This window comes from Mesorhizobium sp. M1027, assembly GCF_040318745.1.
In the GTDB taxonomy this organism is placed as follows: domain Bacteria; phylum Pseudomonadota; class Alphaproteobacteria; order Rhizobiales; family Rhizobiaceae; genus Mesorhizobium.
Genome location: NZ_JAMYMW010000011.1, coordinates 1 through 13089 on the forward strand (window position 1 = coordinate 1; position 13089 = coordinate 13089).

Here is a 13089-nt window from a genome sequence, read left to right on the forward strand (position 1 = left end):
TGACCATCAAGAGCCGCCCATCCGTATCGACGGCAACGTGTCGCTTGCGGCCGACAATCTTCTTGCCGGCGTCGTAACCCTTGTTCCAGCTTGCGGAGCCTTGACAGACTGGCTGTCGATCACCGCCGACGGGCTCGCCTCGCGTCCGGCCCGCTCACGATCCAGGATCAGCGCCACATCGTGGACGGTCTGGAACAGAAACCGCCGCGCCAGCTCTCGAAACCAGCCATAGACCGTCTGCCAGGGTCCAAAGTGGATCGGCAGCATCCGCCAGCCGCAACCCGAACGGACCAGGTAGCGCACCGCATTGATCACCTCGCGAAAATCAACCTCGCGCGGACGGCCACGCCGCCCAGGCTTGGGCATCAGCGGCGCGAACTGCTCCCACTCCTCATCCGTCAAATCAGACGGGTAGCGCAAGGTCTTCTTGGCGGATCTGGGCCATCCGGCCACGGCTCTGTCCGCATCCAAAGCTTGAATCATAACCCAGCCCCAGACGGAACCCATAGTCAGCCGATTTTCAAAACGGTCTCTGAGAAGCTGCTATACATCAATAGACATTACGATCCGAAAGCACCAGTACAGCGGTTGTCCAAATTATCTTGAGATCGAGCTGCACGCTCCAGGACTGTATGTACCAGAGGTCATGCTCTACGCGTTTTTCCATCCTCCACAGCTCCTTCGTTTCCCCTCGAAAGCCATTGATCTGAGCCCAGCCTGTCAAACCGGGTTTTACACGATGGCGATAAGCATAGCTCGCAATAATCGCACTATAGGTATCGTCATGAGCGACGGCGTGGGGTCGCGGCCCCACGAGGGACATTTCCCCCCGAAGCACATTAAATAACTGCGGCAGCTCGTCGATATTTGACTGGCGCAATATTCGGCCAAGTCGGGTAACCCGCGCATCATTACGCTGAGCCTGGCGAATTTCCGCACCGTTCTCCTGCACGGTCATTGATCGGAACTTGTAAATATTGAATGGCTTACCACAAAAACCCCGCCGCGTCTGCCGAAACAGCACTGGGCGACCGCTCTCGAGCGCGATGGCACACGCGACTACGGCCATCAACGGAAACAGGAAGAGCAGTAGCAGTGATGCAAAGGCAATGTCGAATAACCGCTTCAGCAGGCGTTCGGCAGGCCTCAAAGGCGCGCGCTGGACTTCGAAGGCTCGCTGCCAGCCGGTGTGCAGCGAGCATCCGGCCAGAATCTTGTCTATGTAGGCATCGGCGAAAAGATAGATCGGCAGCGGGAGGCGGGACATTTCGTCCAGGATGCCTGCGATCAACTTCCGCTGATCCCAAGAGCAAAAGAGATAAACTGCCCCATACGGGTCACTACGGAACGCAGCCTGCGCAGCTGCGACGGCGGCTTGCACCGGTCGTGCTGCGATCGTGCCATCATGGTTCTCGATGTTCGAAACACCGCAAACCGCGATGCCCTGTTGCCCGAGCTTGCCGATTATCCCCTTTTCCATTCCAGGACCGCCAGCGTAAAACAGATAAACTGTGCGCAGGACGAGCTTCTCGGCGGCCAGAAGCCGTTTCAGCACACGCGCTAGAACCACGTGGCCAGGCAGCAGGGTTGGGAATCCGACCGCAAACGCCAGCGTCAAGGAACCGCGGGAGAACGTCGACGTCGTCTTCGTGAGAAAGGCGAGCCAGAGAATTGAAAAGAAAACGAATAACCACCCGGTGAAGAGTGTTTTGATCACGCGGTGATCGTCCAGGATGCCACTGATCGTGTAGGCGCCTCTGGCCCCCATGAATGCGACAAGCAATAGGCCGGCGGTAACACTTAGATAAATCGTCTCCCAAATATCTGGCGGGCTCACGCCGACGTACCTATGATAGACGTCATTTGACGCAAGAAGTATCGTCTCTCCAAGGAGGAAATCAGCAGTTGCAAGAAACACGCAAACTGCTCCCACAGGAAGCCGTAGCGGTTCTACGCTCCGCTTCAAGAACGCACGCGACGCCTGGGTTGGTGCATGCCGCATGGAGACAAGCCCCCGAATCCTGTTGTATCCCTTCTCCTTCTTGGGGCATGGCACACGCCGTCCCATAGAAGGGGGTTATCCCAACGGCTTTCAGTCGATCACATTTGATTTAAACTCTCTCAGAGACAGGGTCGCTGTTACCCCGGGCACATAGGAGTGCCTATTTTATGCTATCCTAATATGGTAACACTTCTGTCTGAGCGCTCTTGCGCGAGAACGGCCCGAAATCGGGCTCGTTCTAAGAGGTAGTCAAGGCAACGCTTTTGGGGACCGGGGCGCTTTACCCTATCAGGGGGGCAGGAGCCATGGCAGATTGCGGCGCTGAGGTCCGGGTCAAACAGCTCGATAAAATACGCTTATTTCAGCAATTTGACCCAAGTATTCTTAGTGAACTGGCGAAAGTGGCCATTCTACGAAGGGTTCCGAAGAATAAAGTCTTAACTCGCCTTGGCGACGTGCCAATTTATATTTACTACATAATTCAAGGAAAAATTCGGCTTAGTGCTCCCATCTCGGATGGACGTGAATTCATCTTTGCAGATCTTGGTCCCGGTGACACTTTCGACCTGACTAGGTTGTTCATCACGCGAAGAAGTAACATGAATGCTGAGTCAGTTGCGGACAGCGACTTGCTGCAAATCGAAGTAGCTTTCATGGTTAGGGTCTTCGACAAACACCCCGATCTCGCATTAAAGGTGATCCCGTACTTGTGCGAAGCAACCCACGACGCGCAGGAGCGAGTGATCCAAAGTGCGGCCAGTGCCCTATCCACTCGATTGGCGAGCACGCTCTTGCGATTGACAGAGAGGCCGCACAGCACGACTACCGTGGATAGAGCTCTGAGTATCCACATTTCGCAGACCGACCTCGCGGCAATGGTCCCGGCTTCTCGAGCGAAAGTGAATCGTTGCCTGAGAGAATGGGAACGGCGGTATATGACCCGATACGACCACGGCTCGCTGACGATCCTCAATCGCGCCGCGTTAGAGTCTGTTGCTCTTGGCGAGATCGCCTTTGATCGTTCAATGATGCATATCCCACGTGCTCGAGCATCTCCGTGGCATGCTCCGGGGAGACAATGAAACCGGAAGTGGTGCCGGTCGTCCTCGCATCCCTCGGTAAAGTCCTTCTCGTCGGCGTCGTAAGTCGCCGCACCGGACATATGCGCCTTCTCACCGGCGTCAGCGCCAATGAGACAGAATTGGGTTAATTGAGAGCGCAGGGTTTCTGAGTCATCGGAGCCTTTCAAAGGCGCAGAAGGTTTTCGCGCATGGATTCCGTCGGCCAGTCGCGCATGGGCCGGCTGCACGGGGGCCGTCGCGACAAACTCGAAATCAGCCCGAACCCTGAGGGCCGGCCGTCGGCCTAGCGCGGTGGCGCCGGCACCGCCCTGGTCGGCGACGCGGCGACAATGGCGGAGCGGATCGACGAATACCGCGCATTGGGATCGATACCTTCATCCTGCCCGACTATCCGCATCTGGAGGAAGCCTATCGCTTCGGCGAACTGGTGCTGCCGCTTTTGCCGCTCGATCACGAGGTTTCGACGCGGCCAACGGCCGTGAACATGGGGCCGTTCGGCGAGACGTGGCTGGCGACCATCGGCCGTCGGCGCTGCGCGCGAGCCAGTCTTGGGCGTGCGTCGTCTGCTTCCAAGCGTCGTGATGAGGGGAGCGGGCCTTAAGACTACCGGTAACAAGATGCGGCTCAGTTTTTTCAGATCACTACGATCAGTGAATGTCGGTATCGGTGGTTGCGCGTCCCTGATTTGAACCTGCGCCGGCCAAGAGCCGATAACTATCAGGCAGCACGTTTGATGGTCCTCTTGCTCAGCTTTACGACGAAAGCGTTCCCCTTCTTTATGGATGGCTACCGTTTTCCGGCATGTAGTTCCAAGTGGGGCCGCCAGACGGGTACGCAGGGGTAATCCTGCGTGATCAAGATAGGTCGAGATGAATGTGCACCAGCCTCACGGTTGATCGCGACATTCGCGAACCCGTCTGCTCGCAATCGCATTGCGCGTGTCTGCTTTCCGGTGCAGGGCCAATGTTCGTACAGGCGTAATCCCGCCGTGTGCATGTCTTTTCAAGATGCCGCCGCCGAATCTAGGGTGAGGGCTTTGCAGGCCTAGGGGAGGGCAGGGCGCTACGCTAACTTATACCAACGGCCCTCATAAATGACCTGAATGTGCCCACTTCCGCATTCCGATTGAGGTGATTGCGTCGGGCTTTGCGGCAAGCCTTTTCCATGCGTCGCAGGCAGCGTCGATGATGTCGCCATATGTGTCGAAGACGCGGTTGGAGAGGAAGTTGGCGCGCAGATATTGCCAGACCTGCTCGACCAGATTGAGCTCCGGAGAGCGCGATGGCAGCAGGATCGGCGTGATGTTTTTTGGCCAGACGAGATTGCCGGTGGTGTGCCATCCGGCTCGGTCCAGCAGCAGCACGGCGTGAGCGACATCGCGGTGGAGAGAATGCCAGACCGCTCGTTGTCGGATTTGTTCAAGAGCTCGCGCGCCGTTGAGGCGACGACGGGATGCGGGCCGATCTCTCCGAGATGCGGCGTCGTCATCATCGCTGCCAGAGTGGTCTCGATCGGCCGCTTTGGGTCTGACAGGAATCCCGCGACGCCGGCCAGCGTCTTGTCGGGCTCGGAGTAGAGTACGTGCAGGATCGCCCCGACGAGCAGTGAGTGGCTGGTCTTCTCCCGGTGATTGCGCTTTTCGAGCGAGCCTTCGGGATCGACCAGCACGTCGGCGACATTCTGGACGTCACGCACCTCCCACTCGCCGCGGCGCACTTCGAGAAGCGGGTTGTAGGCGGAGGACTTCCTGTTCGTGGGATCGAACAGCAGCACCCGCCCGTGCCTGGCGTGCCTGGCGCGAAAGCCTGCAGCGAGCTGCCAGTTCTCACCCTTGATATCGTGCACGATGGCCGAGCCCGACCTGGTGAGAAGCGATGGCACGACGAGGCCGACGCCTTTGCCGCTTCTCGTCGGCGCGAAGCACAGAACATGTTCCGGCCCGTCGTGACGGAGATAATCGCGATCGAACATGCCGAGTACCACGCCGTCAGCCCGAGCAGACCGGCGGACTTGACCTCATTCGGTTTCGCCCAGCGCGCCGATCCGTATGTCTCGACGTTCTTCGCCTCGCGCGCCCGCCAGACCGAGATGCCGATCGCCACGGCGATGGAGATGAAGCCGCCAGAGGCGGCGATGAATGCGCCCTCGACGAAGATCGGTGGCGCATAGGTGGCAAAGGTCCTCAGCGGTTCAAATCGGGACTAGCCCTTGCGAGCCGTCGCCAACTAGGGTCAGGACCCATTAATTTGTTGAGTTGATCTCTGTTGGGTGATTCAAGGTGGCAGGAGGTGCCGCCTTGAGTGATTTGCTGATGTTGACGCCGGAGCAGATGCGCCGGATCGAGCCCTATTTTCCTTTGTCGCATGGTGTGCCGCGTGTAGATGACCGCCGGGTGCTGAGCGGCATCCTGTTCGTGATCCGCAATGGTCTTCGCTGGCGAGATGTCCCTTCCGACTACGGTCCGCACAAGACTATCTACAACCGCTTCATCCGCTGGAGTCGGCTGGGTGTGTTCAACCGCATCCTGGCGGAACTGGCCGCGCAGGGCGGCGAAACGGACAATCTGATGATCGATGCCACCCATCTCAAAGCGCCTCGCACTGCCGCCCGCCTCCTTAAAAAGGGGCTCTATCCCGATGTATCGGACGCAGCCGAGGCGGACTGACCACCAAGCTGCAAGTGGTCTGTGACGGCAAGGGACGTCCGCGGCTGCTGCATCTGAGCGAAGGGCAGGCCAATGATCACAAGACTGCTGCGGCAGTGATCGAGGATTTGCCCGCCGCCAAATCCCTGCTCGCCGATCGGGCCTACAGTTCAGCGGCCTTCCGCCAGGCGCTCGTCGAGCGCGGTATCACGCCATGCATCCCACCCCATGCCAAGCATCGTGTTCAGCACAGCTACGATCCTGTCCTATACCGACAACGCCACAGGATCGAGAACATGTTCGCACGCCTCAAAGACTGGCGACGCATCCACACCAGATACGACCGATGTGCTCACACCTTCCTGTCGGCGATCGCCTTCGCTGCAGCCTTCATCCTCTGGATCAATGAGTCCTGACCCTAGCGGGGCTCCTTCCACCTCGGCAGGTCATTTCAGGTCGCGACAGCCTAACGCGGAACGCGCACGCAAGTGCAGTTCTCTCGGTGGCTGCTCTCCACAAGTACCCTACAGATTCGGCCGCGGGCGGGGATCGTTTCCGTGCGTGTCTTGCGCATTCAGCGTGGTTAAGACACGGTGGCAGCGGGGACGGCGGTGGTACGACCTGCTGTAGTGAGGGAATAGATGAACAAGCCCCGCATTTTCCTTGGCTCGTCGGGAGCGCAGATGAAGCTGGTGCAGGCGCTTACGCGCGGCCTCGAAGACGTCGCGCATGTCGATCCCTGGACGACATCCTTCAATCCAGGCACGACCACGCTGACCCGTCTCCTCGAGCTTACGCGTGAAGTGGACTTCGCGGCGTTCGTGTTCGCCCGCGACGACTGGACGACGGCCAGCCTGCACGCTTCCCCTTCCGCTGGTTCCGGCCAGGCTTCTCCGCGCGACCATGTCGTCTTCGAAGCCGGTCTTTCAGCAGCGTCCTCGGCTCGCGCCGAACCTTCATACTGCATGCGAGGGGTTCGAAGCTTCCGACCGATCTCCTCGGATTGACGTGCGTACGATACGGCGAAGCGACAAAGGCTGCCGAGATGAGGACCATCAACCAGAAGCTTCGAAAGGCGATCGAGAGCGAGGGCCGCGTCGCACGCATTGAGAGCCTGTGGTGGCAATTCTCCCTCTCGGCGCGCGGGCCCGCGGGAGCCTTCCGCCGTAGGCCTCCTGCGCATCTCGCGAGCCCTCGACAGTACGCTGGAGCTGCGTGGCCGCTCATGGCTGGAGGACGGCACTCTGTCCGCCAGATACTGGAGCGAAGCCCTGAAGGAGAGGAAGGAGCCTGCCGGCGTATTCTACTACTGGAACCGAGAACGGCCCCGCGACCCTAGCGCACCGCAATTGTGCGGTAGGGGAGAGATCCTGCTGGAGTGCGTCGATCGCGCCGCCGGGTATTTTACGACCCGTTCGGACGGCCCCGAGGGCGTGAACGCGCGGACATCCGGTGTCTACCTGGGCGCCGATCCGGCGGATTGGCCATCCTGGACGGAAACGACGATCGCCAGCGCGCGGAGTTGATCGCAGAGCGGCTGGCGCGCTGGAAGTCGATCGCGAACGCCTGAAATCAGGCGTTCGGCATCTCCTTCGCCCACCACGGGAAAAGCCACCAGCGGCCTTGCCGGAGCTTATGGGCGCTGTTCTCGCTAGCTGTCACGAACGGGCACTGGATCAGTCGGAGCGACGTTGTAGGAATAACATCACACGATATCCCTGCTGCCAAAGACATCCAACACAGTTTATGACGCAGTAGAACTAGAGCAGCGCTCGAAAAAGTGGTCACCGGTTTTTCGAACAAAGCGATGCGCAAACAAGAAGCTACAGCGGTGCGCGGTGATCTCGTTCACGGTACACGACTCAGGCGTGTTTTGAGACCGTAATCGATCGTCGGGGTGCTTTTGCGAGCCATGCATGGGCAGCTGCTTTGGGGCTGTTGAGTATCCAGTTCCTCAGCGCGTCGAGACCGATACGGAACCACGACTTCTCCCGTCTACCGTGGCTTTTGCGCGGTATGGCCTTTATGCCCATGGGTCTGGGTGGCGCATCGATAGGCCCATGTGATGGCGAGCATGACGACGACGACGACGATGAGGCTTGCGAACTTCTCGGGATTGGTGATGTGGGTGTCCTCGAGATTGAGGCCTCGTGTCTTGGTATCACCGAACAGGCATTCGATACCCCACCGCTTTCGGTAGTCGTTGAGGGCCTGCTTCGGATCGGGCGATTGGTGGCCACGATCAGCCATTCGCCGTTGCCAAGGCGTTTGGCGGCAAGACGAAGAGGCTCGCGCGTGGCGCCTACTGTGCCGTTGATGTACCCGACGAGGGTTGCGCATCAGGCCCGCCTGCGCCGCAAGAGCGTGGCGAGCGACCATGAGCGACCGTCCTCGAGGGTGACGGTCATGTCGACCTTCACCCGGATGGCAAAGGGGATATTGTTTTCGTTGGGGAAATCCATCCATTCGGCGCCGATGAACTCACGATCGGCGAGCAGGCAGCGGATGGAGGCAGCAGGAAACAGGCTAAGATAACGGCGCATCAGTGCGATGCGGTGACCCGTGTCGGAGTTGCCCTGATGCGGTAGTAAGGCAAACAGCAGCGGCACCCGGAAGCGCCTTGTGACGATCGCCAGCATCAGGATGTTGATGTCGCGCGATCCGAGCTTCCAGTTGGTTGCGATCAAGCGCCAGATACTTTCGTCGCTCCAGGTTGAGCATGTACACTACGAGCCGCGCCGCCACGGCTTGGTCGAGCCGGACGAACTGGAAGAACCGCTGTAGCCGCCGATATTTCGAGGCATGGCACACCGGGCCGCACAGATGCACGGCCAGATGCGAAAGGTTGACGCTGCGCGACTGGGCAAGCCCGGCGATCAGCACTGCAAGCGTCACAAGCCGGCTCTTGCTCAATGCAAAGTGCCAACCTAACGTCTCGATGAGAGCGGAATGAATCAGTGGCATGGGCGAAGATCCTTTTGCTGAGGAATCTTCAATCCAAACACATCATCCCGTTCTCACCCTGACTGTCGTGTACCGTGAGATCTCGTTTTCACGCGCACCGCTGTAGGCGCCGGATCAGATCACGAAAAAATCGTCGGCCAGCAGCGTCGGCCTGTTCGTCAGCGTCGCGAGCTGTGTCACGCCGCCTGCGACGTTTCCGTTGGAATCGTAAAACAACGCACCCGTAGCCTTGTCATAGACGATGTGGTCGTCGGCGTCGTGCGCGCTAGTTCCAGCGAAGAAATACCTTGGCTCGAGGGCTCCGGTGGCTCCCAGCTCCTGCATTACCGCATTCTGGAGCCTGAATGTATCGGCCGTATGGTTGAAATCAGTGATGATGTCGCGGTTTGCCACTGAGAGCGGCGCGCTGAAAACGAAGGAATCGTTGCCGCCGCCACCAGTAAGCTGGTCAATGCCCAGACCGCCCGTTAGTGCATCGTTGCCACCCCGCCCAAGCACGGAATCATTGCCTCGGCCGCCGTCCAGGTTGTTGTCGCTGTCGTTGCCGTCGAGCACGTTGTCGAGGGAATTTCCCGTGGCTCCGACGTTGGCGTTTCCGGTCAGATGCAGATTTTCTACCAGCCGGCGATCGACCGCCAGTGAGTACGTGACCAAGCTGAAAATCTGGTCGAGGCCCGCTTCGTCGATGACGTTGTCCAGTACATTGTCCACATAATAGGTATCGTTGCCGGCACCGCCATTCAACAGGTCGGCCCCGGTCCCGCCATCGAGCCGGTCCGCGCCATCATAGCTAGATAACCGGTTGTTCCCATTGTTCCCGGTCAGCTCGTTGTCGGAAGAATTGCCTTGGGCGTTGATGTTGGCGACGCCCGTGAGAGTCATATTTTCGACATGGCTGGGCAGTGAATAGGTGATCGAGCTGAATACCCGGTCGTTGCCCGCCGCGTCGCCCTCGACCACGCGGTCGAGCGCATTGTCAACATAGTAGGTATCGTTGCCTGCGCCGCCCTCCATCTTGTCGATTCCGACCCCGCCGGATAGCAGGTTCCTGCCGGCGTTGCCGACCAGCGTGTTGTCGAGTTCGTTACCCATCGCGTCGATGTCGGCAACGCCGGTGAGCGTGAGCTGCTCTATTTGCCGGCCGGACAGCGAATACGATATCAGGCTGGAGACCAGATCGATTCCGGCGCCCTCAGCCTCAATGACTACGTCGAATGCGTTATCGACGCGGTAGGTATCGTTGCCCAGACCGCCGGACATTCTGTCAGCACCACCTCTGCCGTTCAGAACGTCATCAAAATTGCCGCCCTTCAGGATATCCGCCGCACCCGTCCCGGTCAGGTGCTGCTCCATCACGTTCGGCGCGGCATAGGCGCGGACGTAGTCGACCACCATCTTGTACGTGCCGGACGCCTGCTCGACCTCTTTGGGATTCATGGCCAGCGAGACCACCATATAAAGTGGCGTGCGGAAGAACTCGCTCATTGGAAAGCGGCTCAACTCTTGGCCGTCATAGTAGACGGTGATCCAGTCCGTCGTGATCCTCGCGCCATAGGTGTGAAACGCCCCGTCGAACATCGAATCGGCCAGGCGCGTATAGTCGCCCCGAGCGTAACTTTCCGAAGTGCGCAAGTGCACCGCCCGGTGATGACCATCAGGATCGCCGCCATACGCTTCAACGATATCGACCTCAGGACGCGGTACGGAGGTATCCTGCGGCAGCATCCAGAAGGCCGGCCAGGCTCCCGCCCCGCCGTGAAAGGCGGCGCGCATCTCGAAATACCCGTTCACTTGCGCGAAACCCTGGCCGGCGCTGTTAACCGTTTGCATCGTTCCCGACTGCCAGACGCCGCCCGCCTGCTTCATGGTAATGGTCAGCTTCCCGTCAGAGACAGAGAACGGATTCGTTGCCCCCACCGGCGACATGAACGTGGCGGCCCCGTAGGGGGAGTGTACCGGCGCGAACCACTTGCCGGTGCCGTTGTTCGGCACGACATCAAGCGTGTTGAACTCGTCAGAAAAGGAGAGCTTGAACCCCGAGAGGTTCAGTTTCGATCCCTTGTACTGTCCGGTCCAATCGCCAGGAAGATCCGTCGCAGCCATTGATGGGCACCTCGTTCTCTCAACATTCTTGCGGTTAACCCCACCAAGGCCTAATCGTGTAGTGGACACCCATTCCGTCGCAATGCGGCCAGTACGGTTATCCCCAACATTTCATGAGAAATTTGGGAGATGTCGCAAATCGGTTGACGTAGCCGGCACACGATACTGCGTATCCTCCGATACCGTGACGCCTGGCTCGAACGCGCCGCAACCAGCCGCTCCTTCACCGCCCGCGACCAGCGCCGCCGGCGCTGCACCAAGGTGATCACTTCCACGCGCGGAATCGTCATAGGACTCCTCCCAGGATTATTCCCCGGACTTGCAATGTTCGTCCCAAGGCGACAAGGCGGCCTTCACCGTAGGCTTGTAGGCCGGCGGAGGCGGCCTTCAGTCGGAGTTTCAAGAGGCTCACGGGCGTCTCGCCAGCGGGGTGGCGCGACGGTCGGCGCAGATGGATGGCCGAACGTCCGTTTTCTCAATCCGATTCGGACCTGCAATCTCGCCTCCGGAATGACCATTAGGGGTGTGCGCCGTGACAAGGCGGCACTTTCCAGTGGGTGCAAGCCCCACCCGGCAACCGCTCCAGCCGGAAGCAATCGGAGCAGTCATGGAGGTGACGAAATGGCTGAAGCCGTCGATTAGCGGGTCACGAATTGGTGACCGCGCGAGTGTGCAGGCCGCAACGTGAGTGAACGCTGAGCAAGCCTCGAAAAGGTCGATGTGCAGGCCGACCCGACAGCCCTTTCGGGGAAGGCTGATACGGATGGGTGAATTTGAGCGACGTTTGAGCCCATCTGCTGCACCGGGGTAGTGGCGGCAGCATGTACACAAGGAAAGTGCACGCAACACGGGAAGCCCCAGGACGTGGTCAGGGATGACCAACCGGATGCCCGCGAGGGACAGGCCGGGCGCCCTGGGGTGGCGGAGAGGTTCGTAGTACCGCTGAAGCCGGGTAACGCCGGTGGAGGGAAGGCACCTCAGTTCAAGACGAACGCAATAAGCGGAGAGGGACCTGGCGATTGGGCAACCTATCAACTCCGAAAAGTGTTCAGGAACTTTCAGACGGCGTTACATGCGAAAGCGAAGGCAGAAGCCGGTTATCGTTTCTATGCCCTGTACAACAAGATCAGCCGCGAGGATATTCTGGCGTACGCCTATGCCCAGTGCCGCTCCAACAAGGGCGCGCCGGGCGCAGATGGTCGGGACTTTGCGGACATCGAAGCCTATGGGGTCGAACGGTGGCTCGGTGAACTGGCGCTTGCACTCAGGCAGGAGACTTACCGGCCGGAAGCGGCTGAACCGGATGCTGCGCGGATGGGCCAACCCTCCCCAGGGACACGCCGAAGGGGACTCTACTCCCTCCCTGACCGACATCAATGCCATGTATGAATCGTACATTGGTACGGTGCTGGGCCGCAACTGTCAGGAATGTTTGGCTAGAGTTTCTGAGCCGGTGATCGGATATATTGGCTCGCGCGAGGACCTCCCATGCCCCTCTCGACCCTATAGAGCGCTCCTCGATCCGCCTTTCGTCCCACAACCTGGGTCGGTCGTCCCGACGTACACCGGAGGGTTGAACCAATGGAGAGCGCCATGCCGCTATTCGCGAAGGTCGAACGCGACGAACAGGCCAAAGGCTGGGGCAAAATCGACAATAAGCCCCACCAGATCGCAGTCAGTTTCCGCCAGATGTGGCCCGTCTCGACGCACCGCTGCGATAGTCTCTTTGACGGAAATGATTTGGCCGCGCCGGTCTTCTAAAATCAGCTCTTCAACAAGCTCATTGGCAGTCACTTTGTTGGGTCGGCAGTTCGTCCGAACGTTCATCCAAGGCCTCCACCTCAGCGATACCCAAGGGAACATTGATGATCCTCTGTCGGGAAAAATCAAGGGGAATGTTTGTAGGAATTTTCTAAGAGGGGATCAGAGAAACCAGCACGGAGCGAGCCTCTGTTTAACGCTTAGCCAGCCCGCTACCTTCTTCGGTCGGCCCCTGTTTGGCCCGATCAATAGCCGCGAGTAATGACGCTAGGGTCGGCGGCAGTTCTGGTTCGACTTCTAGCCTTAACAGCTTGTGCATGTGACGACGATTGTCTTCAGAACGGATCAGTTTCCGAACTGCTTTGGAGACGGACTGATAATCTTCTTTGTTTCTCTTTGTCATGTTCGGGGCGTCCCTTCCCAGTCAGCCGCAACTCGCGTAGGCGCGGATGAGGGAACGATGTAGGCCCTCGCGGGTTTAGAGCTCGCAGCGGTCGATTCTTCGTGGATGTGCAGCCGCTGTGGGGGGTCCG

10 protein-coding genes and 4 pseudogenes are annotated in these 13089 nt (G+C 59.2%); 5 read left to right on the plus strand and 9 right to left on the minus strand.

Features of this window, described 5'->3' with window-relative positions; genetic code table 11:
- Window positions 1-445: pseudogene (locus NKH50_RS20875) on the minus strand (IS5 family transposase); the annotation flags it as partial.
- Window positions 446-550: 105 nt separating this feature from the next.
- Window positions 551-1918: an exopolysaccharide biosynthesis polyprenyl glycosylphosphotransferase gene (locus tag NKH50_RS20880; protein WP_352880781.1), complete on the minus strand. Its 1368-nt coding sequence runs from the start codon at window positions 1916-1918 to the stop codon at window positions 551-553.
- Between the two features lie 389 nt (window positions 1919-2307).
- Here NKH50_RS20880 and NKH50_RS20885 point away from each other — a divergent pair, with 389 nt between their 5' ends.
- On the plus strand, window positions 2308-3084 hold the full coding sequence (locus NKH50_RS20885) for a Crp/Fnr family transcriptional regulator (RefSeq protein ID WP_352705804.1): 777 nt from the start codon (window positions 2308-2310) through the stop codon (window positions 3082-3084).
- Window positions 3085-3263: 179 nt separating this feature from the next.
- Window positions 3264-3666 (plus strand): annotated as a pseudogene (locus tag NKH50_RS20890) (alkanesulfonate monooxygenase); the annotation flags it as partial.
- Window positions 3667-4171: 505 nt separating this feature from the next.
- Here NKH50_RS20890 and NKH50_RS20895 read toward each other — a convergent pair.
- A pseudogene (locus NKH50_RS20895) lies at window positions 4172-4456 on the minus strand (transposase); the annotation flags it as partial.
- Window positions 4456-5261, minus strand: a pseudogene (locus tag NKH50_RS20900) (type IV secretory system conjugative DNA transfer family protein); the annotation flags it as partial. The pseudogenes NKH50_RS20900 and NKH50_RS20895, both read right to left, overlap by 1 nt.
- 119 nt (window positions 5262-5380) lie before the next feature.
- Here NKH50_RS20900 and NKH50_RS20905 point away from each other — a divergent pair.
- Both NKH50_RS20905 and NKH50_RS20910 read left to right on the plus strand, forming a co-directional pair.
- Window positions 5381-6144, plus strand: a protein-coding gene (locus NKH50_RS20905) for an IS5 family transposase (protein WP_352880783.1) whose coding sequence is annotated in 2 segments (ribosomal slippage) — window positions 5381-5720 and window positions 5720-6144 — 765 coding nt in all. Because the reading frame shifts where the segments join, the coding sequence is not laid out codon by codon here.
- A gap of 225 nt (window positions 6145-6369) precedes the next feature.
- On the plus strand, window positions 6370-6735 hold the full coding sequence (locus tag NKH50_RS20910) for a TIR domain-containing protein (protein WP_352738763.1): 366 nt from the start codon (window positions 6370-6372) through the stop codon (window positions 6733-6735).
- A gap of 988 nt (window positions 6736-7723) precedes the next feature.
- Here the strand turns inward: NKH50_RS20910 and NKH50_RS20915 are convergent.
- The 3 genes from NKH50_RS20915 to NKH50_RS20925 all read right to left on the minus strand — a co-directional run bounded on the left by NKH50_RS20915 (window position 7724) and on the right by NKH50_RS20925 (window position 10795).
- Window positions 7724-8107, minus strand: a complete 384-nt coding sequence (locus NKH50_RS20915; RefSeq protein ID WP_352738766.1) for a transposase — start codon at window positions 8105-8107, stop codon at window positions 7724-7726.
- On the minus strand, window positions 8068-8415 hold the full coding sequence (locus NKH50_RS20920; RefSeq protein ID WP_352880786.1) for a hypothetical protein: 348 nt from the start codon (window positions 8413-8415) through the stop codon (window positions 8068-8070). The genes NKH50_RS20915 and NKH50_RS20920 overlap by 40 nt, the downstream gene beginning before the upstream one ends.
- 391 nt (window positions 8416-8806) lie before the next feature.
- Window positions 8807-10795 (minus strand): family 16 glycosylhydrolase, encoded by a 1989-nt coding sequence (locus NKH50_RS20925; protein WP_352880788.1) that lies wholly within the window; start codon window positions 10793-10795, stop codon window positions 8807-8809.
- 1044 nt (window positions 10796-11839) lie between these two features.
- Between NKH50_RS20925 and NKH50_RS20930 the strand changes: the two genes are divergently transcribed.
- The gene (locus NKH50_RS20930; protein ID WP_352880790.1) at window positions 11840-12184 is read left to right on the plus strand and encodes a hypothetical protein; all 345 of its coding nucleotides are present in this window, start codon (window positions 11840-11842) and stop codon (window positions 12182-12184) included.
- Window positions 12185-12394: 210 nt separating this feature from the next.
- Here NKH50_RS20930 and NKH50_RS20935 read toward each other — a convergent pair whose 3' ends face one another.
- On the minus strand, window positions 12395-12622 hold the full coding sequence (locus tag NKH50_RS20935; protein ID WP_352705795.1) for a hypothetical protein: 228 nt from the start codon (window positions 12620-12622) through the stop codon (window positions 12395-12397).
- Between the two features lie 127 nt (window positions 12623-12749).
- Window positions 12750-12959: a hypothetical protein gene (locus tag NKH50_RS20940; RefSeq protein WP_352738777.1), complete on the minus strand. Its 210-nt coding sequence runs from the start codon at window positions 12957-12959 to the stop codon at window positions 12750-12752.
- Between the last annotated feature and the right edge of the window lie 130 nt (window positions 12960-13089).

Coding starts and splice junctions, on each gene's coding strand:
- NKH50_RS20885 (WP_352705804.1), top strand. CDS start 2,308: ATGGCAGATTGCGGCGCTGAGGTCCGGGTCAAACAGCTCGATAAAATA.
- NKH50_RS20925 (WP_352880788.1), bottom strand. CDS start 10,795: ATGGCTGCGACGGATCTTCCTGGCGATTGGACCGGACAGTACAAGGGA.
- NKH50_RS20915 (WP_352738766.1), bottom strand. CDS start 8,107: ATGGTCGCTCGCCACGCTCTTGCGGCGCAGGCGGGCCTGATGCGCAAC.
- NKH50_RS20910 (WP_352738763.1), top strand. CDS start 6,370: ATGAACAAGCCCCGCATTTTCCTTGGCTCGTCGGGAGCGCAGATGAAG.
- NKH50_RS20940 (WP_352738777.1), bottom strand. CDS start 12,959: ATGACAAAGAGAAACAAAGAAGATTATCAGTCCGTCTCCAAAGCAGTT.
- NKH50_RS20935 (WP_352705795.1), bottom strand. CDS start 12,622: ATGAACGTTCGGACGAACTGCCGACCCAACAAAGTGACTGCCAATGAG.